This window comes from Streptomyces sp. NPDC047869 (assembly GCF_040704065.1).
Lineage (GTDB): Bacteria > Actinomycetota > Actinomycetes > Streptomycetales > Streptomycetaceae > Streptomyces.
Map to the genome: position 1 here is coordinate 358,737 of NZ_JBEYRK010000001.1, position 22,157 is coordinate 380,893.

The 22,157-nt window shown below is 73.0% G+C and carries 23 protein-coding genes; 8 read left to right on the forward strand and 15 right to left on the reverse strand.

Features of this window, described 5'->3' with window-relative positions; all coding sequences use genetic code 11:
• Window positions 1-48 precede the first annotated feature (48 nt).
• The gene (locus tag AB0924_RS01645) at window positions 49-651 is read left to right on the forward strand and encodes a hypothetical protein (RefSeq protein WP_358929543.1); all 603 of its coding nucleotides are present in this window, start codon (window positions 49-51) and stop codon (window positions 649-651) included.
• A gap of 58 nt (window positions 652-709) precedes the next feature.
• Here the strand turns inward: AB0924_RS01645 and AB0924_RS01650 are convergent, their stop codons facing one another.
• The 7 genes from AB0924_RS01650 to pdhA are packed head-to-tail and all read right to left on the reverse strand — an operon-like array spanning window position 710 to window position 8,595.
• Entirely contained in the window at window positions 710-1,690 is a 981-nt protein-coding gene (locus AB0924_RS01650) for an NAD(P)H-quinone oxidoreductase (RefSeq protein ID WP_358929545.1), read from the reverse strand.
• A 47-nt stretch (window positions 1,691-1,737) separates the two neighbouring features.
• Window positions 1,738-2,835: a potassium channel family protein gene (locus AB0924_RS01655; RefSeq protein WP_358929547.1), complete on the reverse strand. Its 1,098-nt coding sequence runs from the start codon at window positions 2,833-2,835 to the stop codon at window positions 1,738-1,740.
• Window positions 2,832-4,184 (reverse strand): molybdopterin molybdotransferase MoeA, encoded by a 1,353-nt coding sequence (locus AB0924_RS01660; RefSeq protein WP_358929549.1) that lies wholly within the window; start codon window positions 4,182-4,184, stop codon window positions 2,832-2,834. The genes AB0924_RS01655 and AB0924_RS01660 overlap by 4 nt, the downstream gene beginning before the upstream one ends.
• Window positions 4,181-5,092 carry an NTP transferase domain-containing protein gene (locus tag AB0924_RS01665; RefSeq protein WP_366910421.1) on the reverse strand — a complete coding sequence of 304 codons (912 nt, stop codon included), beginning with the start codon at window positions 5,090-5,092 and terminating at the stop codon, window positions 4,181-4,183. The genes AB0924_RS01660 and AB0924_RS01665 overlap by 4 nt, the downstream gene beginning before the upstream one ends.
• Before the next feature lie 46 nt (window positions 5,093-5,138).
• The gene (locus tag AB0924_RS01670; protein ID WP_366910422.1) at window positions 5,139-6,449 is read right to left on the reverse strand and encodes a dihydrolipoamide acetyltransferase family protein; all 1,311 of its coding nucleotides are present in this window, start codon (window positions 6,447-6,449) and stop codon (window positions 5,139-5,141) included.
• Window positions 6,449-7,453: an alpha-ketoacid dehydrogenase subunit beta gene (locus AB0924_RS01675; protein ID WP_358929555.1), complete on the reverse strand. Its 1,005-nt coding sequence runs from the start codon at window positions 7,451-7,453 to the stop codon at window positions 6,449-6,451. Before AB0924_RS01675 ends, AB0924_RS01670 begins: the two co-directional genes overlap by 1 nt.
• Window positions 7,450-8,595 (reverse strand): pyruvate dehydrogenase (acetyl-transferring) E1 component subunit alpha, encoded by a 1,146-nt coding sequence (pdhA, locus tag AB0924_RS01680; protein WP_358929557.1) that lies wholly within the window; start codon window positions 8,593-8,595, stop codon window positions 7,450-7,452. Before pdhA ends, AB0924_RS01675 begins: the two co-directional genes overlap by 4 nt.
• 190 nt (window positions 8,596-8,785) lie before the next feature.
• Between pdhA and AB0924_RS01685 the strand changes: the two genes are divergently transcribed.
• The gene (locus AB0924_RS01685; RefSeq protein WP_358929840.1) at window positions 8,786-9,268 is read left to right on the forward strand and encodes an Lrp/AsnC family transcriptional regulator; all 483 of its coding nucleotides are present in this window, start codon (window positions 8,786-8,788) and stop codon (window positions 9,266-9,268) included.
• Window positions 9,269-9,313: 45 nt separating this feature from the next.
• Here the strand turns inward: AB0924_RS01685 and AB0924_RS01690 are convergent, their stop codons facing one another.
• On the reverse strand, window positions 9,314-9,901 hold the full coding sequence (locus AB0924_RS01690) for a TetR/AcrR family transcriptional regulator (RefSeq protein ID WP_358929559.1): 588 nt from the start codon (window positions 9,899-9,901) through the stop codon (window positions 9,314-9,316).
• Window positions 9,898-11,412, reverse strand: coding sequence for a 3-hydroxyacyl-CoA dehydrogenase (locus tag AB0924_RS01695; RefSeq protein WP_366910423.1), 1,515 nt, complete (start codon window positions 11,410-11,412; stop codon window positions 9,898-9,900). The genes AB0924_RS01690 and AB0924_RS01695 overlap by 4 nt, the downstream gene beginning before the upstream one ends.
• Window positions 11,413-11,572: 160 nt before the next feature.
• On the opposite strand from AB0924_RS01695, the gene paaN reads away from it, so the two are divergent.
• Window positions 11,573-13,264: a phenylacetic acid degradation protein PaaN gene (gene paaN / locus AB0924_RS01700; RefSeq protein WP_358929563.1), complete on the forward strand. Its 1,692-nt coding sequence runs from the start codon at window positions 11,573-11,575 to the stop codon at window positions 13,262-13,264.
• Here paaN and AB0924_RS01705 read toward each other — a convergent pair.
• From AB0924_RS01705 to AB0924_RS01715, 3 genes are read right to left on the reverse strand one after another with little or no spacing between them, the layout of a single operon-like run.
• Window positions 13,261-14,034, reverse strand: coding sequence for a TrmH family RNA methyltransferase (locus AB0924_RS01705; protein ID WP_366910424.1), 774 nt, complete (start codon window positions 14,032-14,034; stop codon window positions 13,261-13,263). The genes paaN and AB0924_RS01705 overlap by 4 nt on opposite strands.
• Window positions 14,031-15,278, reverse strand: coding sequence for an HTTM domain-containing protein (locus tag AB0924_RS01710; RefSeq protein WP_366910425.1), 1,248 nt, complete (start codon window positions 15,276-15,278; stop codon window positions 14,031-14,033). Before AB0924_RS01710 ends, AB0924_RS01705 begins: the two co-directional genes overlap by 4 nt.
• Window positions 15,275-16,258 (reverse strand): DUF5819 family protein, encoded by a 984-nt coding sequence (locus AB0924_RS01715; RefSeq protein ID WP_366910426.1) that lies wholly within the window; start codon window positions 16,256-16,258, stop codon window positions 15,275-15,277. The genes AB0924_RS01710 and AB0924_RS01715 overlap by 4 nt, the downstream gene beginning before the upstream one ends.
• A 424-nt stretch (window positions 16,259-16,682) precedes the next feature.
• Here AB0924_RS01715 and paaA point away from each other — a divergent pair, with 424 nt between their 5' ends.
• From paaA to AB0924_RS01740, 5 genes are read left to right on the forward strand one after another with little or no spacing between them, the layout of a single operon-like run.
• Window positions 16,683-17,702 carry a 1,2-phenylacetyl-CoA epoxidase subunit PaaA gene (paaA, locus tag AB0924_RS01720; protein WP_358929571.1) on the forward strand — a complete coding sequence of 340 codons (1,020 nt, stop codon included), beginning with the start codon at window positions 16,683-16,685 and terminating at the stop codon, window positions 17,700-17,702.
• Window positions 17,699-17,986 carry a 1,2-phenylacetyl-CoA epoxidase subunit PaaB gene (gene paaB, locus AB0924_RS01725; protein WP_094218582.1) on the forward strand — a complete coding sequence of 96 codons (288 nt, stop codon included), beginning with the start codon at window positions 17,699-17,701 and terminating at the stop codon, window positions 17,984-17,986. Before paaA ends, paaB begins: the two co-directional genes overlap by 4 nt.
• Window positions 17,983-18,702: a 1,2-phenylacetyl-CoA epoxidase subunit PaaC gene (paaC, locus tag AB0924_RS01730; RefSeq protein WP_358929574.1), complete on the forward strand. Its 720-nt coding sequence runs from the start codon at window positions 17,983-17,985 to the stop codon at window positions 18,700-18,702. The genes paaB and paaC overlap by 4 nt, the downstream gene beginning before the upstream one ends.
• The gene (gene paaD, locus AB0924_RS01735) at window positions 18,696-19,220 is read left to right on the forward strand and encodes a 1,2-phenylacetyl-CoA epoxidase subunit PaaD (RefSeq protein ID WP_358929577.1); all 525 of its coding nucleotides are present in this window, start codon (window positions 18,696-18,698) and stop codon (window positions 19,218-19,220) included. The genes paaC and paaD overlap by 7 nt, the downstream gene beginning before the upstream one ends.
• Window positions 19,220-20,284: a 2Fe-2S iron-sulfur cluster-binding protein gene (locus AB0924_RS01740; RefSeq protein WP_358929579.1), complete on the forward strand. Its 1,065-nt coding sequence runs from the start codon at window positions 19,220-19,222 to the stop codon at window positions 20,282-20,284. The genes paaD and AB0924_RS01740 overlap by 1 nt, the downstream gene beginning before the upstream one ends.
• Window positions 20,285-20,437: 153 nt before the next feature.
• Here the strand turns inward: AB0924_RS01740 and AB0924_RS01745 are convergent, their stop codons facing one another.
• From AB0924_RS01745 to AB0924_RS01755, 3 genes are read right to left on the reverse strand one after another with little or no spacing between them, the layout of a single operon-like run.
• A complete protein-coding gene (locus AB0924_RS01745) occupies window positions 20,438-20,767 on the reverse strand; it encodes a rhodanese-like domain-containing protein (RefSeq protein WP_358929842.1) in 330 nt (109 codons plus the stop codon).
• A 48-nt stretch (window positions 20,768-20,815) separates the two neighbouring features.
• Window positions 20,816-21,628: a hypothetical protein gene (locus tag AB0924_RS01750; protein ID WP_358929581.1), complete on the reverse strand. Its 813-nt coding sequence runs from the start codon at window positions 21,626-21,628 to the stop codon at window positions 20,816-20,818.
• Window positions 21,629-21,677: 49 nt separating this feature from the next.
• Window positions 21,678-22,154 (reverse strand): hypothetical protein, encoded by a 477-nt coding sequence (locus tag AB0924_RS01755; RefSeq protein WP_358929583.1) that lies wholly within the window; start codon window positions 22,152-22,154, stop codon window positions 21,678-21,680.
• Between the last annotated feature and the right edge of the window lie 3 nt (window positions 22,155-22,157).

Here is a 22,157-nt window from a genome sequence, read left to right on the forward strand (position 1 = left end):
GCTGGCTTGCGTCGATGTTCGACAACTGGGCTCCGGGAGGTCACCGACGTGACTCCATGGCTGCGATTCACGCTCCGCCTCGTACCACTGCTGCTCGCCCTCGTGGCGGCGGTGCCGGTGTACGGCACGCCCGCCGCGTACGGCGCGCAGGCCGCGCCGCCGGATCCGTCCGCGTCCGCGGCCCGGCCCACCACGCCGGTCACCCCGGCCGCTCTGGCCTCCGCCTCCCCGGCCGCGTCGCACTCCGCGTCCCGCCCCCACGCCCACTCCGATCCGGCCGCCGAGCCGTCGCGGGCCGGGAGCAGGGCCGGTGAGGGGCGGATGCGTCCCGGCCGCCCGGACGGGCCGGCCGCCGAGGAGGAGGGCGACGACGGTTCCGGGACGGTGACCGGGGCCCCCGACCCCTTCGGTCCGCAGGAGCCGGAGACCGCCGACATCCCTGCCGTGACGCCGACGGCGTCCGCTCCGCCCGAGGAGGCCGGGCTGGATCCCGCCCGGCCCCCGCGGCAGACCGCGGCACAGAACGACGTCCGCCAGGACGCCGCTCCCGCCGAGCCGACGCTGGAGATCCTGCCGCTGGGGACCGGGCTGGTCCTCGTCGGTCTCGGACTGGGTCTGGCGTTCGTGGGCCTGCGGATCCGCCGTACCTGACCGTTCGACCGGTCCGGGGACCGCGAACCGGTGCCGTCAGCGGCCGCGACCGTGCGGGTTACGGCGCGACCAGCAGCACCTTGCCGATGTGGCCGCTCTCCTCCACCACCCGGTGCGCCTCGGCCGCCTCCGGCATGGGCAGCTCGCGGTCGACGACCGGACGGACGTGCCCCCCGGTCAGCAGCGGCCACACATGCTCACGTACGGCGGCCACGATCGTGGCCTTCTCGCTCAGCGGACGGGCCCGCAGCGAGGTCGCGCTGATCGCGGCCCGCTTGCTCAGCAACGTGCCGATGTTCAGCTCGCCCTTGACCCCGCCCTGCATGCCGATGATCGCGAGCCGGCCGTTGACGGCGAGGGCCTGGACGTTGCGGTTCAGGTACTTGGCGCCCATGTTGTCGAGGATGACATCGGCGCCGGCACCGTCCGTGGCCTGCTTGATCTCGGCGACGAAGTCCTGGTCGCGGTAGTTGATCAGGATGTCCGCGCCCAGCCGGGCGCAGTAGTCCAGCTTCTCCTTCGTCCCGGCGGTCACCGCGACCCTGGCTCCGACGGCCTTGGCGAGCTGGACGGCCATGGTGCCGATACCGCTGGAACCGCCGTGCACCAGCAGGGTCTCGGCCGGACGCAGATGGGCGACCATGAACACGTTGGACCAGACGGTGCAGACCACCTCGGGCAGCGCGGCCGCCTGCCTCAGTTCGACGCCCTCGGGCACGGGCAGCAACTGCCCGGCCGGCACGGCGACCTTCTGGGCGTAGCCGCCGCCCGCGAGCAGCGCGCAGACCTCGTCGCCCACGGCCCAGCCGGAGACCCCGGGGCCGAGCGCGGCGATCCTTCCGGAGCACTCGAGGCCCGGATACGGGGACGCGCCCGGCGGCGGGTCGTAGAAACCCTGCCGCTGCATGATGTCGGCACGGTTGACGGCGCTGGCCACCACCTCGACCAGTACTTCGCCCTCGCCGGGCACGGGGTCCGGGACCTCGTCCCACACCAGCGCCTCGGGCCCACCAGGTTCGGGAATCGTGATCGCATGCATGCCCGTGACGCTACTCCTCATCGGCGCCAACCCCGGGGCAGGCCCGCTCAGTCGGTCGGCAGCGGACGGTGATGCGGGGTGACGTGGGCGCCCGGGCTCGCGCGGACGATGGTGATCAGGCGGTCCGTCAGCTGCAGGGAACCGATGGACGGGTCGTCGTAGCCGAGCACCCGGTGCCCGCGTACCACGCTGACCACGAGGTCGTCCGTCTCGCGCGGGCCCTTGCCCACCTCGGCCCGCACCACGGGCCGCTCCATGATGTCGAGACCGCTGCCCTGCTGGATCAGGTCCTCCATCACCATGCCGGCGGCCGGGCTGAGCACGGACAGGCCGAGCAGGCGGCCGGCCGCGCCGGAGCTGGTGATGACGGCGTCGGCGCCCGACTGCTTCAGCAGCGGGGCGTTCTCCTCCTCACGGACCGCGGCCACGATCTTCGCGCTCCGGTTGAGCTGCCTGGCGGTCAGGGTGACCAGCACGGCGGTGTCGTCGCGCTGCGGGGCGATGATGATCTGCCGCGCCTTGTGCACCTCGGCCCGCCTGAGCACATCACTGCGGGTGGCGTCGCCTATGACGCCCGCGTATCCCTCGGCCGTCGCGGCGTCGACCGCCTTGGAGCTGGGGTCGACCACGACCACCTGCTCTGCCTTCAGACCTGTGGCACAGACGGTCTGGATGGCCGACCGTCCCTTGGTGCCGTAGCCGATGACGACGGTGTGGTCGCGCAAGGTGGACCTCCAGCGGTTCAGGCGCCATTCCTCCCGGGTGCGTTCGGTGAGGACCTCCAGCGTGGTGCCGACCAGGATGATCAGGAACAGCACCCGCAGGGGCGTGATGACGAAGATGTTGGTGAGCCGGGCGCCGTCGCTGACCGGGGTGATGTCGCCGTACCCGGTCGTCGAGAGGGTGACGGTCGCGTAGTAGAACGCGTCCAGCAGGTCCACGGAGCCGTCGGAGTTGTCGTGGTAGCCGTCGTGATCCGCGTATACGACGAACGCGGTGGCGACCAGCACCAGCAGGGCCATGAGCAGCCGTTTGGCCACCTGGCGGATCGGGCGCTCCACCACCGCCCTCGGGAGCTGCACCCGCTGGGCCACCAGATGCTCGTCCGCACGGCGGGCAATGGCGTCATGACCCGGAAGTTTCACGTGAAACACACCCCGATTCCGGCTGCCGCCCATGGCAGGTCCAGCAGCTCCGTCTCCTCCCCCTGCTGCGCCCCGCCCGGCGGCACGACGGCCATCGCGTCCGCGGCGGCGATCCCGCGCAGCATGGCCGGACCGTTGTAGTGCAGCGGCACGGCGCGGTCGCCGCGCAGCACCACGGGAACGAGCCGGGTGTCGTACGGATGCCCGTGCACCGCCTCGCCGAGCCCCAGCGTGTACGGCTCCGGGGCCGTACGGGCGGCGAGGGTGCGCAGCAGCGGCTCGGCGAGCGTGAGCAGGCCGGAGACGGCCGCGAGGGGGTTGCCGGGCAGGCCGACGAGGTGCTGGTTCTCCTTGGTGCGGGCCAGCAGCATGGGGTGGCCGGGGCGCACGTTGACTCCGTCGACGAGGAGTTCGGCGCCCATGCGCTCCAGGGTGGGGTGGACGTGGTCGAGGGGTCCGGCGGCGGTGCCGCCGGTGGTGACGACGAGGTCGGCCCGGGAGCCGGTGAGCGCCTTGTGCAGGGCCTTGGCGTCGTCTCCCAGCCGGCGTACGCCGATGACGTCGGCGCCCATCGCGCGCAGCCACGGCGGCAGCATGGGGCCGAGCGCGTCCCGGATCAGTCCGTCGTGCGGGCGTCCTTCGGTGAGCAACTCGTCTCCCAGCACCAGGACTTCGACGCGAGGGCGGGCGACGGCGGTGACGGTGTCGTATCCGGCGGCCGCCGCGAGGCCCAGCACGGCGGGGGTGACGAGGGTGCCGACCGGGAGCAGCTGGTCGCCGCTGCGGCACTCCTGGCCGCGGGGGCGGATGTCCTGGCCGTGGTTCATCTCCCGGGTGGCGTGCAGCCGCCCCTGGGTGTCCGTGCGGCCGTGTTCGGTGCGCAGCACGGCGGTGGTGTCGGCCGGGATACGGGCGCCGGTGGCGATGCGGACCGCCTCGCCGTCGGTGAGCGGCTCGGGCAGCGCGTGGCCGGCGAGCGCGCCCTGTTCACGCACCGCCCAGGGGCCGGGTCCGGCGACCGCCCAGCCGTCCATCGCGGAGGTGTCGAAGGAGGGCAGATCGGTGAGCGCGTCCAGAGGGGCGGCGAGGACCAGGCCGAGGGCCTCGGCGAGGGGGACGGAGACGGGGGTGCGGCGGCTGCCGGAGCGGGCGGCCCGGGCGGCGATCTCCCGGGCCCTGGGCCAGGGGGTCGCCCGGTGCCGCTCGTGCCGCCGCTCGTCGGGGGTGGCGGCGGTGGCGGCGGTGGGCTGGGCGTCGTCCTTGGGTTCCCTCACGAGGGCCAGGGCCTCCTCGACGTCGAGGTCGTCGCTGTCCTCGGCGGGCGCTCCGGCCCGGGTGCCGGGAGTCATCGCCGGTCCGGGGCGGGCGCGCCCCCGGCGCCGTCCTGATCGCCCCCGCTGTTCTCTTCCTCCCAGCGCAGGGCCAGCGCGGCGGCCTTGCGGGCGGCCTCGGCGACGGCTTCGGGGCCTCCGTCCGCCCGTGCGGCGGCGTAGCCGACGAGGAAGGTGGTCAGCGGCGCGGCCGGCCGGGCCACGCCGTGGGCGGCGTCGCGGGCCAGGTCGAGCAGGAGACCGGTGTCGACGTCCAGGTCGATGCCCAGCTCGTCCTTGACTGCGGAAATCCATTCATCCAACACGTGCCCATGCTCCCTGATGCGTGCCCTGGCGTCGGCGATGTCGTCCCAGGTGTCGCAGTCGAAGGACGCGAGCGGGTCCGGGACGCGGGTGAGCTCGAGGGCGCCGGTCAGCCGGCGCAGGGGCAGCCCGGTGAGCCCGCCCCGCCCGGCTGCGAGGGCGGCCAGTTCGCGGCGCAGCGCGGCGGTGCGGTAGGCGGCCACGAGGGGCTGGTCCCGGCCCTCGGCGTCGGTGAGCAGCGCGCCGTCGGCGCCGGTGTCCCGCAGGGCCGCCAACAGCCGCTCCAGCGTGACTGCTTCGAGGAACGGCAGGTCGGCGGAGAGGACCGCGGTGTATTCGGCGGTCGTCAGCCGCAGCCCGGCCTCCAGCGCGGCGACGGGGCCGCCGCCGGACGGTTCCTCGCGCGCCCAGCGCACCGGGCGGGCGGTGGGACGGGCACCGGCGACGACGACGGTCGTCGCCGCGCCGGCGCAGGCCGTGAGCACCCGGTCGAGCAGCGCCCGGCCGCCGACGCGCACCGCGGGCTTGTCGGCACCGCCGAGCCGCCGGGCGGCACCGCCGGCCAGCACGACGGCGTCGTACGGCGCGGCGGCCCCGGGTGCGGCGGGGGCGTTCTCGGTCACCCCCCGAGTATGTCCTCTCGGGTCCTCCTTATGGACCCGGCGTAGGTCACAGGGTGCGCAGCAGCACCGCCGGCTGTTCCACGCAGTCCGCGACGTACCGCAGGAAACCGCCCGCCGTACCGCCGTCGCACACCCGGTGGTCGAAGGTGAGGGAGAGCTGCACGACCTGGCGCACGGCCAGTTCGCCCTCGTGCACCCACGGCTTGGGGACGATCCGCCCCACGCCGAGCATGGCCGCCTCGGGGTGGTTGATGATCGGGGTGGAGCCGTCGACGCCGAAGACGCCGTAGTTGTTCAACGTGAAGGTGCCGCCGGTGAGTTCCCCGGGGGTGAGCGTGCCGGTCCGGGCGGCCTCGGTGAGCCGTGCGAACTCCGCGGTCAACGACTCGGCGTCGCGCGTGTGGGCGTCCCGCACGACCGGGACGACCAGTCCGCGTTCGGTCTGCGCGGCGAACCCGACATGCACTCGGTCGAGTTGGACGACCTCGCGGGCCTCGGTGTCGACGTAGGAGTTCAGCTCGGGGTGACGGGCGAGGGCGGCGGTGCAGATGCGGGCGAGGAGCGCCAGGAGGGAGATCTTCGGTCCTCCGGCGGCGTTCATCGCGGCCCGCGCGCGCATCAGTTCCGTCGCGTCGGCGTCGACCCAGCAGGTGGCGTCCGGGATCTCCCGGCGGCTGCGGGAGAGCTTGTCGGCGACGGCACCGCGGACGCCCTTGAGGGGGACGCGCAGTCCGTCGCGGGCCGGCGCGGCCGCGGATGCCGGGGCGGCGGGCTCCGCCGTCACGGGAGCGGGAGCGTCCTTGGCGCGCAGGGCGTTCTCGACGTCAGCGCGCAGGATCAGCCCCTCGGGGCCCGATCCGGACAGCTCCCGCAGGTCGAGGCCGCCGTCCCGGGCGAGCCGGCGCACCAGCGGAGAGATCACGGGAACCGGTCCCTCGGCGGGCACGGGGGCGGTGGCGCTTTCGGGGACGGGCGCGGGCGGTGCCTCAACGGCCTGCTTCACATGCCCGTTGGCACCGGTCGCGCGCACCCTGCGCCGTCGCGCCGGGGCCTCGGAGGTGCCGTAGCCGACGAGGACGTTGCCCGAGCCGGCGTCCTCACCGGCCGTCGCGGGGCCCACCGCGACCGTCAGCAGTGGCGCGCCGACGGGCAGTTCGGTCCCCTCCTCGCCGAAGCGGGCGGTGACCACGCCGCCGTAGGGGCAGGGGACCTCGACCATCGCCTTGGCCGTCTCGACCTCCACGACCGGCTGGTCGATGGCGACGACGTCGCCGACCCGCACCAGCCAGCGGACGATCTCCGCCTCGGTGAGACCCTCGCCGAGGTCGGGCAGCTTGAACTCCAGCACCTGTGCCATCAGCCCTCGGCCTCCCACTGCAGGCGGGCCACGGCGTCCAGGATGCGGTCGACGCCGGGCAGGTGGTGCCGCTCCAGCATGGGCGGCGGATAGGGGAGGTCGAAGCCGGCCACCCGCAGCACCGGGGCCTCCAGGTGGTGGAAGCAGCGCTCGGTGACACGGGCGGCGATCTCGCCGCCCGGACCGCCGAACCCGGTCGACTCGTGCACGACGACGGCACGTCCGGTGCGCCGCACGGCCGCGCAGACCGTCTCGTCGTCGAACGGCACCAGGGAGCGCAGGTCGAGGACCTCGAGGTCCCAGCCCTCCGCCCGGGCGGCCTCGGCGGCCTCCAGGCAGACCGGCACGGACGGGCCGTAGGTGATGAGTGTCGCGCTGGTACCGGGCCGCCGGACCACCGCGCGCCCGATGGGCTCCACCTCCGTGGGCTGCTCGGGGTTCCAGGAGTCCTTCGACCAGTACAGCCGCTTGGGCTCCAGGAAGACGACCGGGTCGTCGGAGGCGATGGCCTGGCGCAGCAGCCCGTAGGCGTCGGAGACCGTCGCCGGCGTGACGACGTGCAGACCCGGGGTGGCCATGTAGTAGGCCTCGGAGGAGTCGCTGTGGTGCTCGACGCCGCCGATGCCGCCGCCGTAGGGCACGCGGACGGTGATCGGCAGGGGCATCCGGCCGCGCGTGCGGTTGCGCATCCGGGAGACATGGCTGATCAGCTGCTCGAACGCCGGGTAGGCGAAGGCGTCGAACTGCATCTCCACCACCGGGCGCAGGCCGTACATGGCCATGCCGACGGCGGTGCCGAGAATGCCCGCCTCGGCGAGCGGGGTGTCGGTGCAGCGGTCCTCGCCGAACTCCTTGGCGAGCCCGTCGGTGACCCGGAAGACCCCGCCGAGGGTGCCGACGTCCTCGCCCAGGACGTGCACGCTGGAGTCCGCGGCCATCGCGTCGCGCATCGCGCGCGTGAGGGCCTGCGCCATGGTGGCGGGCTTGACGGCGACGGTGGTCATCGAAGGTCGCCTTCCTGGCCGTCCTGCTCGGCCTCGAGCTCGGCGCGCAGCTGCGCGCGCTGTTCGCGCAGCTGCGCGGTGGTCTCGGCGTAGACGTGGTCGAAGAGGTCCATGGGGTTGAGCTCGGGGTCCTGGTTCATGCGTTCCCGCAGGTCGGCGGCCATCTCCTCGGCGTCCTGCCGGGCGGCCTCCAGGCCGGCGTCGTCGAGCAGGCCGCGCGTGGTGAGTTCCCGCTCCAGCAGCTGGACCGGGTCGTGCGCCCGCCAGGCCTCGACCTCGGAGTCGCCGCGGTAACGGGTGGCGTCGTCGGCGTTGGTGTGCGCGTCGATGCGGTACGTCACCGCCTCCACCAGGGTCGGTCCGCCGCCCGCGCGCGCCCGCCGCACGGCGTCGCTGAGGACCTCGTGCACGGCGGCCGCGTCGTTGCCGTCGACCAGCCTGCCCGGCATGCCGTAGCCGACGGCCTTGTGGGCCAGCGAGGGCGCCGCGGTCTGCTTGGCGAGCGGGACGGAGATGGCGAAGCCGTTGTTCTGCACCAGGAAGACGACCGGCGCCTGCCAGACGGCGGCGAAGTTCAGTGCCTCGTGGAAGTCGCCCTCGCTGGTGCCGCCGTCGCCGACCATGGCCAGCGCGACCACGTCGTCGCCCTTGAGGCGGGCGGCGTGCGCGAGACCGACGGCGTGCGGGAGCTGGGTGGCCAGCGGGGTGCTGAGAGGAGCCACCCGGTGGGCCTGGGGGTCGTAGCCGTTGTGCCAGTCGCCGCGCAGCAGCGTGAGCACCTCGACCGGGTCCACGCCCCGGGCGACGACGGCGAGGGTGTCGCGGTAACTGGGGAACAGCCAGTCGCGCTCCTCCAGGGCCAGGGCGGCGGCGACCTCGCAGGCCTCCTGGCCGGTGGTGGAGGGGTAGACGGCGAGGCGGCCCTGCTTGGTCAGCGCCGTGGCCTGGGTGTTGTAGCGGCGGCCGCGCACCAGCTGTGCGTACAGCCGGCGCAGCAGGTCCGGGTCGGCCTTCGCGGCCGCCTCGGTGCCGAGGACGCGATACGGCTCGGCGTCGGGCAGCAGCGGCGCGGGGTCCATACGGGGCTGCCAGGCGGGCGGCGGCGATGGCCGGTACGCGCCCCGCTGCTCCATGACCGTCATGACGGCACCTCCTCGTGGGAGTGGCTACGGGAGACGTGTCGGCTGTGACCCGCCTCACCTACCGATTGTTCGGTCGCCGGCACATTTTGGCTACAGGTCCGGGCAGGCTGTGGACAAACGGTTCTCCACATCCTGCAATGAATGCAGGACGTCCACGACGGTGAAGCGGGGGGACATGACAGCTGAACAAATGGCCGACGGGCCGCAGGACGGCGCCGCCCCGCCGGCCCGACCGCTGGACGCGATCGACCAGGACATCCTGAAAATCCTGCAGGCGGACGGCCGCGCCTCCATACGGTCCGTCGCCGAACGCGTCCACGTCTCGCGCGCCAACGCCTACGCGCGCATCAACCGGCTCATCGACGACGGGGTGATCAGGGGGTTCAGCGCGCGCGTGGACCACGAGCGGGCGGGACACGGCACCTCGGCGTACATCACGCTGAAGATCGTCCAGAACACCTGGCGCACGGTCCGCGAGCAGCTCAGACAGCTGCCCGGCGCCTCGCACATCGCCCTGGTGGGCGGCGACTTCGACGTCCTGCTCCTGGTGCACACGCCCGACAACAGGGCGCTGCGCGAGCTGGTCCTCACCCGGCTCCAGGCGATCCCCGAGGTGCTCAGCACTCGCACCCTGCTGGTGTTCGAGGAGGAGGACACCGAGCCGGAGACCTGATCGCCGGATGCGCCGGGGACCCGCGTCCGGCGCGGGCCGGCGGGCTCAGTCCTGCCGCAGGCCCGAGAAGGCGAGCCGGACCACCGCGTCGGCCACCTCACGGCCGCTGACGCCCCGGCTGTCCGGCCGGTACCACTCCACGATGGAGTTGATCATCCCGAAGACCAGACGGGTGGCCAGGCGCACCTCCACGTCACCGCGTACGTCCCCGTCGGCGGCCGCGGCCTTCAGCAGTCCGGCGACCCGGTGGTCGAAGTCGCGGCGCCGCTCCAGCGCCCAGCGCTCGGTCTCGGTGTTGCCGCGCACCCGCAGCAGCAGCGTCACGTACGGCAGCTCGGATATGAGCACCTCGACCATGCGCCGTACGACGTGCTCGAGCCGGTCGGCGGACCGCCCCGCGCGCGCGGGCTCCTCCTCGAGGATCCCGAACAGCCCGTCCAGCGCCCTGCTGACGGCCCGCCGCAGCAGTTCCTCCTTGCCACTGACGTGGTGGTAGATCGAGGACTTGGAGATGCCGGCGGCCCTGGACAGATGCTCCATGGAGGTGCCGTCGTAACCGCGCTCGTTGAAGACCTGTACGGCGACGGAGAGCAGCGTCTCGGGGGTGTACGTGTCGCGCTTGGCGGTGGTCATGAGGTGCCCTCCCGCTTGTCTGTGGCGTACGCGTGACGGTAGAGCGCGAGGGACGGCGCGTACTGGCCGGAGGGGTCGCGCAGGTGCAGGTCGTCCAGGAGGTCGTAGGCCCAGCCGTGGCCGAGCCTGCGGCTCCACTCGAAGGGGCCCAGCGGGTAGTTGACGCCCAGGCGCATCGCGGTGTCGATGTCCTCCTCGGTGGCCACGCCCTTGGCGACGGCGTCGTGGGCGAGGTCCACGATCCGGGCGACCGTACGGGCGACGATCATGCCGGGGACGTCGCCGATGACGCTGACGTCCTTGCCGAGCGCCTGGAAGAGGCCGATGGCCTCGGCGAGGGTCGTCGGCGAGGTGTCCTGGGAGGCGGACAGCGCGATGCGGGTGGCCCGGCGGTAGTCGAGGGCGAGGTCGAAGTAGACGACGTCGCGGAACTCCACGGACGTCTGGCCGTCGGCGAGCACCAGCTGGCCGCCGCCGGGCAGCAGCAGGCGAGTGCCGTGGTCCTCGTCCTCCTCGCGGACCGGGATGCCCGCCTCGCGGATCAGGGTGAGCAGTTCGGCCGCGGGCCCCAGTCCTCCCTCGGCGGTGACGTGGGCCGGCGGCTGCCGCTTCTCGGCGGTGTGCGGCTCGGGGCGCTCGGCGCCCTCGGCGTAGTCGTACCAGCCGTGCCCCGCCTTGCGGCCGAGACGGCCGGACTCCACGAGGCGGCGCTGGGCGAGGGAGGGCGTGAAGCGGACGTCCTGGAAGAAGGACTGCCACACCGAGTGGGTGACGGACTCGTTGACGTCCTGCCCGATCAGGTCGGTCAGCTCGAACGCGCCCATCCGGAAGCCGCCGCACTCACGCAGGACGGCGTCGATGGTGGCGGGGTCCGCGGCCTGGGCCTCGTACACCGCGAACGCCTCGGCGTAGAACGGCCGGGCGATGCGGTTGACGATGAAGCCGGGGGTGTCCGCGCAGGCCACCGGGGTCTTCCCCCAGGCACGCGCGGTCTCGTACGCGCGCGTGGCCGACGTGACGTCGGTGGCGAACCCGGAGACGACCTCGACCAGCGGCAGCAGCGGGGCCGGGTTGAAGAAGTGCAGGCCCAGGAAGCGGCCGGGGCTGCGCAGGGCCCCGCCGATGGCCGTCACCGACAGGGACGAGGTGTTGGTGGCGAGCAGGCAGTCCTCGGAGACGACGTCCTCCAGCTCGACGAAGAGCCGCTGCTTGACCTCCAGCCGCTCCAGGACGGCCTCCACGACCAGCGAGCAGTCGGCCAGCTCGGCCAGGTTCTCCGCGGGGGTGAGCCGGGCACGGGCCGCGTCCCGCTCGGCGGCGGTGAGCCGGTCCTTCTCCACGAGCCGGTCGAGGCGGGCGCCGATCGCGTCGGCCGCCTCCCGGGCCCGTCCGGGCGCGGCGTCGTAGAGCCGTACGGGATGGCCGGCCACCAGCGCGACCTGGGCGATGCCCTGGCCCATGGTGCCGGTGCCGACGACGGCCACGGGGCTGCTGAGGTCGAGTGCTGTCATGTGCGCGATCCTCCCGCACGGGGTTGTCCACAGATGCGGCAGGCCCCCTTGTCCCGACCGATCGTTCGGTTACTCTAGCCCTGTCCGCCCGTTCCTGCCTCTGTTTCCGCCCAGGTCATGAACTCGAGGAAGAGTTCCTGAGACGAGGAGTTGGTCCCGCATGGCCGCCGAACTGACCGCGCACGACCTGATCGCCAGGCACCGGCCCACGCTCGACCAGGCCCTGGAAGCGATCCGCACGCGCGCGTACTGGTCCCCGCACCCCGAGCACCCCAAGGCGTACGGGGAGCAGGGCAGCTTGGACGCGGCGGCCGGCAAGGCCGCCTTCGACGCCGTCCTCGGCACCCGCCTCGACCTCGGCCAGCCCGGCACCGACGACTGGGTGGGCGGCGAGGTCTCCCCCTACGGCATCGAGCTCGGCGTGACCTACCCGCACGCGGACCTCGACGTACTGCTGCCCGCGATGAAGGCCGGACAGCGTGCCTGGCGGGACGCGGGCGCGGAGACACGCGCGGTGGTCTGCCTGGAGATCCTCAAGCGGATCAGCGACCGGACGCACGAGTTCGCGCACGCGGTCATGCACACCAGCGGGCAGGCCTTCATGATGGCGCTCCAGGCGGGCGGCCCGCACGCCCAGGACCGCGGCCTGGAAGCGGTGGCGTACGCGTACGTGGAGCAGGTCCGCACCCCCGACACCGCCGAGTGGACCAAGCCGCAGGGCAAGCGCGACCCGCTGGCGCTGACCAAGCGGTTCACGCCGGTCCCGCGCGGCATCGGTCTGGTCATCGGCTGCAACACCTTCCCGACCTGGAACGGCTACCCGGGCCTGTTCGCCTCGCTGGCCACCGGCAACGCGGTCCTGGTCAAGCCCCACCCGCACGCGGTCCTGCCGCTCGCGCTGACCGTGCGGGTCGCGCGCGAGGTGCTCACCGAGGCCGGTTTCGACCCGAACCTCGTGGCACTGGCCGCCGAGCGCCCCGGCGAGGGCATCGCCAAGACCCTCGCCACCCGCCCCGAGATCCGCATCATCGACTACACCGGGTCGACGTCCTTCGGTGACTGGCTGGAGGCCAACGCCCGCCAGGCGCAGGTCTACACGGAGAAGGCCGGCGTCAACACGGTCGTCGTGGAGTCGACCGACAACTACAAGGGGATGCTGTCCAACCTGGCCTTCTCGCTGTCCCTGTACAGCGGCCAGATGTGCACCACCCCGCAGAACCTGCTCATCCCGCGCGACGGCATCCGCACCGACGAGGGCCACAAGACGTTCGACGAGGTGACCGCCGACCTCGCCCGCGCCGTCGACGGACTGCTCGGCGACGACGCGCGCGCGAACGCCCTGCTGGGCGCGATCGTCAACCCGGACGTCAAGGCCCGCCTGGAGGCGGCCGCCGGCCTCGGCGAGGTCGCCCTGGCCTCGCGGGAGATCACCAACCCGGACTTCCCGGGCGCGGTGGTCCGCACGCCGGTGATCGTCAAGCTCGACGGCGCCAAGCCGGACGACGAGGCCGCCTACATGAGCGAGTGCTTCGGCCCCGTCTCCTTCGCCGTCGCGGTCGACTCGGTGGCCGACGCGGTGGAGCTCCTGCGCCGCACGGTCCGCGAGAAGGGCGCGATGACGGTCGGCGCGTACACCACCGACCCGGAGGCCGAGCGGGCCGTCGAGGAGGTCTGCCTCGAGGAGGCCGCCCAGCTGTCGCTCAACCTGACCGGCGGGGTGTACGTGAACCAGACGGCCGCCTTCTCCGACTTCCACGGCTCGGGCGGCAACCCGGCGGCGAACGCGGCACTCACCGACGGCGCGTTCGTGGCCAACCGCTTCCGGGTGGTGGAGGTCCGCCGCGACGCCTAGGAAGCCGAGACCGCCGGGGGCGCCGTCGCCGCGCCCCCGGTGGCACTCCAGTGGTACAGCGTCATGGCCACACTGGTGGCCAGGTTGTAGCTGGAGACCTGGGGGCGCATCGGCAGCGCCAGCAGCCGGTCGGCCCGCCCGCGCACCTCGGGTGAAAGGCCGCTGCGCTCCGAACCGAAGGCCAGCACGGCATCGTCGGGCAGCGTGACACCCCGGATGTCCTCGCCCTCCGGATCGAGGGCGAACAGCGGTCCCTCGGGCAGCTCGTCGACACCGAGCCGCTCCACGGCCGTCGCGAAGTGCAGTCCCGCACCGCCGCGCACCACGGTGGGGTGCCAGGGGTCGAGGGTGCCCGTGGTGACCACACCGGTCGCCCCGAAACCGGCGGCCAGCCGGATCACGGCGCCGGCGTTGCCCAGGTTGCGCGGGTTGTCGAGGACCACGACGGGCGCCGGGCGGGGCGTACGGGCGAGCGAGCGCAGATTGGCCTCCCGGGTCGGCCGCACGGCCAGCGCCGCCACCCCGGTCGGATGGGGCCGCGGCACGAGCGAGGCGTACGTCGCCGCGGGCACCTCGGTCAGCAGCTCGTCCAGGCTGTCCCTGACGTCCCCGGCCAGCTCCTCGGCGAGGGCGAGCGCCGCCCCGCGGTCGGTCGTGACCGCCACCGGGACCTGAGCGCCGAAGCGCAGCGCGTGCTTGAGGGCGTGGAAGCCGTCCAGCAGCACGGCGGTTCCGGCGCTCGCACGCCAGCGGGCCAGGGGATCGGTCATGCGCTGAACCCTACGTGGCCCGGCGTACGCTCCTCGGCCGAGTCCGGGACGGCCTCCTCGGAGGCACGCGGCCCCGGCAGCACGGGGCCCTCGTCCCGGCCGCGCCGCACCAGCCGCTCACGCGCGCGTGCCGCCCAGCCGCCGAGCAGCAGCAGGACGGACGTCGGCAGGAAGACGGCGTCCGCCGTGATCATGGCCAGAGAGAAGAACGGCAGCCCGAGGACGACCGCGATCACCGCGTGCTCAAGCATCATCAGCACCAGCAGGACGTTCTTCACCCGCCGGTTGAACAGCGTGAACGGGAAGGCGACCTGCACCATGACCGTGCCGTAGGTGACGACCATCATGATCGTGCCGCTGGAGGACATCAGGTCGGCAAGCGCCGGCCAGGGCGAGAAGTAGTCCAGGTGGAGCGGGTAGTAGACGGCGGTGCCGTCCTGCCAGCGCGAGCCCTGGATCTTGTACCAGCCGGCCGTGGCGTAGATCAGGCAGGCCTCCGCCATGATCACGAACAGGGCGCCGTTGTGCAGGACGTTGGCGATCACGTCCAGCAGGATCCGCGGCTCCTCGGACCTCGCCCGGCGCCGGACCACCGCCCACAGGCCGAGCACGGCCCACACCGTCCACAGCAGCGAGGGCACCAGCCAGCCGTTGTCGAACAGCCGGCCCGACAGCGTCACACCGGCGAGCACCAGGCCCAGCACCGCCCACAGCACCGGCCCCAGCCGGTCGGGGCGGACCCGCTCCCCACGCGCGCGTGCCGCGGCCTCACGGTCCGCCCGCCGGGCGTCGAGCGACCACACCTGACCGCAGCGGGTGAAGACCAGATAGAAGGCCATCAGGTGCAGGACGTTGTCGCCGCCGTCGCCCATGAAGACGCTGCGGTTCTGCAGCGACAGCACACCCACCATGAACAGCACGGAGGCGGTCCGGGTGCGCCAGCCGAGCAGCAGTGCCGCCGTGGCGAGGATCGCCAGCACGTAGAAGATCTCGAACCAAGCTCCTTGGCCGGACCACATCAGGGCCGTGAAGGCGTGGTTCTCATCCGTGAGCTGCCGGCCGAGGTCCCAGCCCCAGGGGCCGTCGGGACCGTACATCTCCCTGCGGTGGGGGAACTCGCGCAGCAGGAACAGCAGCCAGGTACCGGAGAAACCGATTCGGATCACGGCGCTCTGGTACCGGCCGAGCGCGGACTCGGTGACGCGGGCGATGCCCCGCGAGAGCGTCAGGGACAGACCGTTCACGCCACACCTCCCGCGGCCTCGTCGTCGGTCACCGTCCACCAGGGAAGTACGCGGTAGACGGGCTTGCTGGAGAACCGTTCCCGGCTCCACACGGGCGGCTGCACATTGGTGGTCCGGGAGCGGACCTGCACGCGCTGGACGACTCCCTGCCGGCCGATCGCGTCCTCCCGGTGCAGGCGCATCGTCACGATCCGGCGCATGTACGTCTCGGAAAGTGCGCCGCGCAGGCCCACCGGCCGGTTGTCGGTGCCGTGCGTGGCGGCGAGGAAGTCCCAGGCCCGGCGCAGTTCGTTCTGCTGGGTGTGGCTCGGCAGCAGGTTGCCGTCGATCGCGGCACCGTCGCGGGCGGAGAGGTCGCTCCAGCCGGTGGTGCGCAGATCACCGTCCTTCGTCCGCACCTCGGCGCGGACCTGCACGGCTATGTTCTGCTGCAAGGGGTTCGGGGCGAACAGCTTCCAGTTCTGCTCGAACTCGGGGTACACCCACTCCTCGATCGCCTTGCCGTGCTGCTTGGTCACCGTGTTCGCCGGCGCGAGGCTCAGGAACACCATCCCCAGGTGCACACAGGCGGCGACGGCGACGGCCGCGAGCGCCACCGCGGCTCCGACCTGGTAGCGGGGGGAGAGGGCGGCGACACCGGTGCGGGGCGGCGCGGGCGGGGCCACCGCCGCCTCGGCTCCGCCGGCGGCGGGGCCCGTGTCCCCGGCTGGCTGCTCGTCCCCGTGCGTACCCATGGCCGAGGGCTCGTTCGCGTCCCCGCTCTCGGCAGACGGCTCAGTCCCCTCCGCGCCACCGGCCGGGCTCCCCCTCATGTCGTCGGCCGGCGACTCGTCCGAGACCGCGTCCATGACCGACGGACCGCTTCCCTCCCCGTCGGTGCCCGGCGGCTCGTGCCCGTCCGGGCCGCTCTCCGGGAGACGCGCCCCCTTCGACCCGTCCGGCCCCCGCCGGTTGTGCGAGTCCTCGTCGTACGCGTCCATTCCGCCCCGATCCCCGATTTCCGCCGAGTCGTACGGCCGCCCGCCACAGGCGCCGCATGGTTCACGGGCGCCACGGCTCGGCGCCCGCACGGAACGGTACTCAGCCGCGCCCACCGGGCGCAGCCCCGGGGAACCACCGGAGGCCGTGGCCATCACCACGCCGCCGCCCGGGCGGGGTGTCGGACAAGGCGGTACGACCAGCCGCTGGCCACCGAGAAGTCCGTGGGAGCCCGGGCCCGGACCCTTCGCGGGCCCCGCCCGGAAGTGCCACCCAGTACCCGTCCGGCACGGTGTCCACAGGGCGATCGCGCGGGTTTTCCACAGCGGTTGACAGCGGCACCGGCCCGGCACACCATTAATGCGCACGGACCGAACGATCGGTCGGGACAGTGTCCGCAGCAGAGCCCGAGGTCAGGGGGACCGCATGGCCACAGCAGCCGCGCACCGCACGGCACGCACAGACGCCGCCGGAGCACCGGACACCGCCGGAGCACCGGCGGAGTACCAGCACGCCTTCGACGCGGCCGTGGCCGCCGACGAACGCATCGAGCCCCGTGACTGGATGCCCGACGCCTACCGCGCGACGCTCGTCCGGCAGATCGCCCAGCACGCGCACTCCGAGATCATCGGCATGCAGCCGGAGGCCAACTGGATCACCCGCGCGCCCTCGCTGCGCCGCAAGGCGATCCTGATGGCCAAGGTCCAGGACGAGGCCGGCCACGGCCTGTACCTCTACAGCGCGGCCGAGACCCTCGGCACCAGCCGGGACGAACTGCTCGACAAGCTGCACAGCGGCCGCCAGAAGTACTCCTCGATCTTCAACTACCCCACCCTGACCTGGGCCGACGTCGGCACCATCGGCTGGCTGGTGGACGGCGCCGCCATCACCAACCAGGTCCCCCTGTGCCGCTGCTCCTACGGGCCCTACGCCCGCGCGATGGTGCGCGTCTGCAAGGAGGAGTCCTTCCACCAGCGGCAGGGCTACGAACTGCTGCTGGCCCTCAGCAACGGCACTCCCGAGCAGCACGCCATGGCGCAGGACGCGGTGGACCGCTGGTGGTGGCCCTCCCTGATGATGTTCGGCCCGCCCGACGACGCCTCCCAGCACTCGGCCCAGTCCATGGAGTGGAAGATCAAGCGCCACTCCAACGACGAACTGCGCCAGCGCTTCGTCGACATCTGCGTACCCCAGGCCGAATCCCTCGGCCTCACCCTCCCCGACCCGGACCTGCGCTGGAACGAGGAGCGGGGACACCACGACTTCGGGGCCATCGACTGGACCGAGTTCTGGGACGTCCTCAAGGGCAACGGCCCCTGCAACGAACAGCGCATCACCCAGCGCAGGCGCGCACACGAAGAGGGCGTATGGGTGCGCGAGGCGGCCGCCGCGTACGCGGCCAAGCACACCGGCAGCACCGGCGGAACGGGAGACACACGAGGATGACCAACACCGACTGGCCCTTGTGGGAGGTCTTCGTGCGCTCCCGCCGCGGCCTCTCCCACACCCACGCCGGCAGCCTGCACGCTCCCGACGCCGAGCTGGCCCTGCGCAACGCCCGCGACCTGTACACCCGGCGCGGCGAGGGCGTCTCGATCTGGGTCGTGCCCGCCGCCGCGATCACGGCGTCCTCACCCGACGAGAAGGACCCGTTCTTCGAGCCGGCCGCCGACAAGCCCTACCGGCACCCGACCTTCTACGAGATCCCGGAAGGGGTGAAGCACCTGTGACCGCCACCGTCCCCGCGACCGCCGCGCTCGCCCTCGGCGACGACGCCCTGGTGCTCTCCCACCGCCTGGGGGAGTGGGCCGGACACGCCCCCGTCCTGGAGGAGGAGGTCGCCCTCGCCAACATCGCCCTCGACCTGCTCGGCCAGGCCCGCGTGCTGCTGTCGATGGTCGGTGACGAGGACGAACTCGCCTATCTGCGCGAGGAGCGGGCGTTCAGCAACCTCCAGCTCGTCGAGCAGCCGAACGGCGACTTCGCCCACACCATCGCCCGCCAGCTGTACTTCTCCACCTACCAGCAGCTTCTCTACAGCGAACTCGCCGCCACCGGCGGTCCGTTCGCACCGCTGGCCGCGAAGGCCGTCAAGGAGGTCGCCTACCACCGCGACCACGCCGAGCAGTGGACCCTGCGGCTCGGCGACGGCACCGAGAACAGCCACGAACGGATGCGGCGCGCGTGTGAGGCGTTGTGGCGGTTCACCGGCGAGATGTTCCAGCCGGTCGAGGGCCTGGACGCCGACTGGGCGGCCCTGGAGGAGAACTGGCTCCGTTCCGTGACGGACGTACTGGGCCGGGCCACCCTGACCGTGCCCGAGGGGCCCCGCACCGGCGCCTGGTCGGCGGGCGCCGGCCGGCAGGGCCTGCACACCGAGCAGTTCGGACGGATGCTCGCCGAGATGCAGCACCTGCACCGCAGCCACCCGGGGGCGTCATGGTGACGGCCACCGCGCTGGAGGCGGAACTGCTGGAACTGGCCGGTTCGGTGCCCGACCCCGAGCTGCCCGTGCTCACCCTCCAGGACCTCGGCGTCGTGCGCGCGGTGCACGTCCACGGCACCGACACGGTCGAGGTCGACCTCACCCCGACCTACACCGGCTGCCCCGCCATCGAGGCGATGAGCCTGGACATCGAGCGGGTACTGCGCGCCCACGGCATGCGCGACGTCTCCGTCCGCACCGTGCTCAGCCCCGCCTGGACGACCGACGACATCACCGCCGAAGGCCGCCGCAAGCTGGAGGAGTTCGGTATCGCTCCCCCACGCGCGCGCCGCGACCCCGGTCCGGTGACGCTGACCCTCGGCCCGACGAGGACCGAGGAGGACGGCGAACCCGTCCGCTGCCCGCACTGCGGGGCGGCCGACACCGAACTGCTCAGCCGGTTCTCCTCCACCGCGTGCAAGGCGCTGCGCCGCTGCCTGTCCTGCCGCGAACCGTTCGACCACTTCAAGGAGTTGTGATGGCGCGCTTCCACCCGCTCCCGGTGGCCGCGGTCGACCGGCTCACCGACGACTCCGTCGCGCTCACTCTCACCGTCCCACCGGAGCTGCGCGAGGAGTACCGGCACGCGCCCGGCCAGCACCTCGCCCTGCGGCGGCGCACGGACGGCACCGAGATCCGGCGGACGTACTCGATCTGCTCCGCGGCCCCCGACCCGGCCGGCGCGGGCCCGAGCACACTGCGGGTGGGGGTGCGCCTCGTCGAGGGCGGTGCCTTCTCCACGTACGCGCTGAAGGAGATCAACGTCGGCGACGAGCTGGAGGTGATGACCCCCGCCGGCCGCTTCACGCTGGACCCGGCACCGGGTCTGTACGCCGCGGTCGTCGGCGGCAGCGGCATCACCCCCGTGCTGTCGATCGTCTCCACGCTGCTGGCGCGTGAACCTCAGGCCCGGTTCTGCCTGATACGCGGGGACCGCACGGCCGCCTCGACGATGTTCCTCGAAGAGGTCGCCGACCTGAAGGACCGCTACCCGCAGCGGCTGCAGCTGGTCACCGCGCTCTCCCGGGAGGAGCAGCAGGCGGGTCTGCCGTCCGGCCGGCTCGACCGGGAACGGCTGACGGGACTGCTGCCCGCGCTGCTGCCGGTGGAGCAGGTGGCGGGCTGGTTCCTGTGCGGGCCCTACGGCCTGGTCGACGGCGCGGAGCGGGCGCTGCGCGAGCTGGGCGTGGACCGGGCCCGGATCCACCAGGAGATCTTCCACGTGGACGCGGGATCGGCCCCTTCGGCCGCTACCCCGGCGCCCGCGCACAGCACCGTCACCGCCCGGCTCGACGGGCGCGGCGGCACCTGGCCGGTGCAGGACGGCGAGTCACTGCTGGAGACCGTGCTGCGCAACCGGCCCGACGCGCCCTACGCCTGCAAGGGCGGCGTGTGCGGAACCTGCCGGGCCTTCCTGGTCGCGGGCGAGGTGCGCATGGACCGCAACTTCGCCCTGGAGGCGGAGGAGACCGAAGCCGGCTACGTACTGGCCTGCCAGTCGCATCCGGTGACGGAGAAGGTGGAGCTGGACTTCGACCGCTGAGTTCCCGCCCGGCGCACGGGAAAGCCCGGTCAGCCGCCGCCGGCCCACCCGCCCGGCCGTCCGTAAGGCCGGGTCACGGGATCCGGCCGCCCGGAACACCGGCCCCGGGTCCGGCCGGCCGGGGCCGGGCCGCCGCGGATCAGCCGCCGCGGGTCAGACGACGGCGCCCGGTTCCCCGGCGTCGGTGACCACGGGACGGCCCGCGGCCTGCCAGACCTGCATGCCGCCGTCGACGTTCACCGCGTCGACGCCCTGCTGGATCAGATACATCGTGACCTGCGCCGAACGCCCTCCGGACCGGCAGATCACATGCACCCGGCCGTCCTGCGGGGCGGCCTCGGTCAGCTCGCCGTAGCGGGCCACGAACTCGCTCATGGGGATGTGCAGCGCGCCATCGGCGTGACCGGCCTGCCACTCCTCGTCCTCGCGAACGTCCAGCAGGAAGTCGTCGTCCTTGAGATCCGTGACCCCGACGGTGGGCACCCCAGCTCCAAAACTCATGCCCCCGACGCTACCGGAAGGACCGCCCGGTCAGCCCTGGGCCAGCAGGGCCGCCAGTTCCGTCTCCCGCTGCTCGATGTCGGCGCGCAGCCGGCCGGCGATCTCGTCGAGCAGGCCGTCGGGGTCGTCCGGGGCCAGTCGCAGCATGCCGGCGATGGCGCCATCCTCGAGCTCGCGGGCGACCAGCGTGAGCAGCTCCTTGCGCTGGGAGAGCCACTCCAGGCGGGCGTACAGCTCGTCCGCGGGGCTCGGCCGGCGCTCGGGCGGCACCGGGCCCGCCGCCCATTCCTCGGCCAGCTCCCTGAGCAGCGCCTCGTCGCCGCGGGCGTAGGCGGCGTTGACGCGGCTGATGAACTCCTCGCGCCGCTGCTGCTCCTCTTCCTCCTGGGCGAGGTCGGGGTGGGCCTTGCGGGCCAGCTCGCGGTAGAGCTTGCGGGCCTCCTCGCTGGGCCGCACCCGCTCGGGCGGGCGTACCGCCTGATCGGTGAGCATGGCGGTGGCCTCCGGGAACAGGCCGTTGCCGTCCATCCAGCCGTGCAGCAGCTCCTCGACGCCGGGGATCGGCAGCACATGCGCCCGGGCCTCCTCGGCCCGGCGGATGTCCTCCGGGTCACCGGTGCGGGCGGCCTTCGCCTCGGCGATCTCCGCGTCCAGGTGCTCAATACGCATGTAGAGCGGGCCGAGCTTCTGCTCGTGCAGCCGGGAGAAGTTCTCGACCTCGACGCGGAACGTCTCCACGGCGATCTCGTACTCGATCAACGCCTGCTCGGCTGCCCGTACGGCCTGTTCCAGCCGTTCCTCGGGCCGCGGTGCCTGGGACTGCTCAGCTTCCGGGGTCGTCATCCGACCAGCGTAGGCCACGGCCGGAACCCGGCGCCGCGGACGGCCCGGTTCACGCGCGCGGCACCGCGTCGGGGCAGTCGGCCGGTATCCACTCGGCCACCAGGTCCCGGCAGGCGACCACCAGCGTGCCCGGCCGGCAGGCCAGCTCATGGGTGCAGCCGGCCGGACCCGGGAGGATCTCGTCGAGGATCACCTCACCGAGGGAGGCGGGGTCGCAGCTGCCCAGGACGTCGGACTGGAAGCGGGAGACCCCGGTGTAGCGGACGAGGAGGTCCTCGTCGTGCTTGAAGCAGTTGTGCCGGAAGCGGATCTCGACGTCCCCGCCCCCGCCGCGGCGCACCCGTGACGGCCGAAGGTCCTTCACACAGCGCCTGCCGCCGAAGTCGTAGTGCCCGGGGTCGGTGGCGAACGCGCGGGCACCCGGCGGCAGGTCGGCCGCGATGGCGGGCAGCCGCTCGAGATAGGGCCGGGGGTCGATGAACCCCGCCTCTTCCCCCTCGTCCCCGCTCAGCTCGACGTACTTCATCAC

Excerpts from the sequence above, each read along its gene's own strand:
- AB0924_RS01740 (WP_358929579.1), top strand. The coding sequence starts at position 19,220 with ATGGCGCGCTTCCACCCGCTCCCGGTGGCCGCGGTCGACCGGCTCACC.
- AB0924_RS01695 (WP_366910423.1), bottom strand. The coding sequence starts at position 11,412 with ATGACAGCACTCGACCTCAGCAGCCCCGTGGCCGTCGTCGGCACCGGC.
- paaB (WP_094218582.1), top strand. The coding sequence starts at position 17,699 with ATGACCAACACCGACTGGCCCTTGTGGGAGGTCTTCGTGCGCTCCCGC.
- AB0924_RS01675 (WP_358929555.1), bottom strand. The coding sequence starts at position 7,453 with ATGACCACCGTCGCCGTCAAGCCCGCCACCATGGCGCAGGCCCTCACG.
- AB0924_RS01660 (WP_358929549.1), bottom strand. The coding sequence starts at position 4,184 with ATGACTCCCGGCACCCGGGCCGGAGCGCCCGCCGAGGACAGCGACGAC.
- AB0924_RS01650 (WP_358929545.1), bottom strand. The coding sequence starts at position 1,690 with ATGCATGCGATCACGATTCCCGAACCTGGTGGGCCCGAGGCGCTGGTG.
- AB0924_RS01670 (WP_366910422.1), bottom strand. The coding sequence starts at position 6,449 with ATGGCACAGGTGCTGGAGTTCAAGCTGCCCGACCTCGGCGAGGGTCTC.
- pdhA (WP_358929557.1), bottom strand. The coding sequence starts at position 8,595 with ATGACGGTCATGGAGCAGCGGGGCGCGTACCGGCCATCGCCGCCGCCC.
- AB0924_RS01715 (WP_366910426.1), bottom strand. The coding sequence starts at position 16,258 with ATGGACGCGTACGACGAGGACTCGCACAACCGGCGGGGGCCGGACGGG.
- AB0924_RS01750 (WP_358929581.1), bottom strand. The coding sequence starts at position 21,628 with ATGACGACCCCGGAAGCTGAGCAGTCCCAGGCACCGCGGCCCGAGGAA.
- paaD (WP_358929577.1), top strand. The coding sequence starts at position 18,696 with ATGGTGACGGCCACCGCGCTGGAGGCGGAACTGCTGGAACTGGCCGGT.
- AB0924_RS01690 (WP_358929559.1), bottom strand. The coding sequence starts at position 9,901 with ATGACCACCGCCAAGCGCGACACGTACACCCCCGAGACGCTGCTCTCC.
- AB0924_RS01705 (WP_366910424.1), bottom strand. The coding sequence starts at position 14,034 with ATGACCGATCCCCTGGCCCGCTGGCGTGCGAGCGCCGGAACCGCCGTG.
- paaA (WP_358929571.1), top strand. The coding sequence starts at position 16,683 with ATGGCCACAGCAGCCGCGCACCGCACGGCACGCACAGACGCCGCCGGA.
- AB0924_RS01755 (WP_358929583.1), bottom strand. The coding sequence starts at position 22,154 with ATGAAGTACGTCGAGCTGAGCGGGGACGAGGGGGAAGAGGCGGGGTTC.
- paaN (WP_358929563.1), top strand. The coding sequence starts at position 11,573 with ATGGCCGCCGAACTGACCGCGCACGACCTGATCGCCAGGCACCGGCCC.
- AB0924_RS01685 (WP_358929840.1), top strand. The coding sequence starts at position 8,786 with ATGGCCGACGGGCCGCAGGACGGCGCCGCCCCGCCGGCCCGACCGCTG.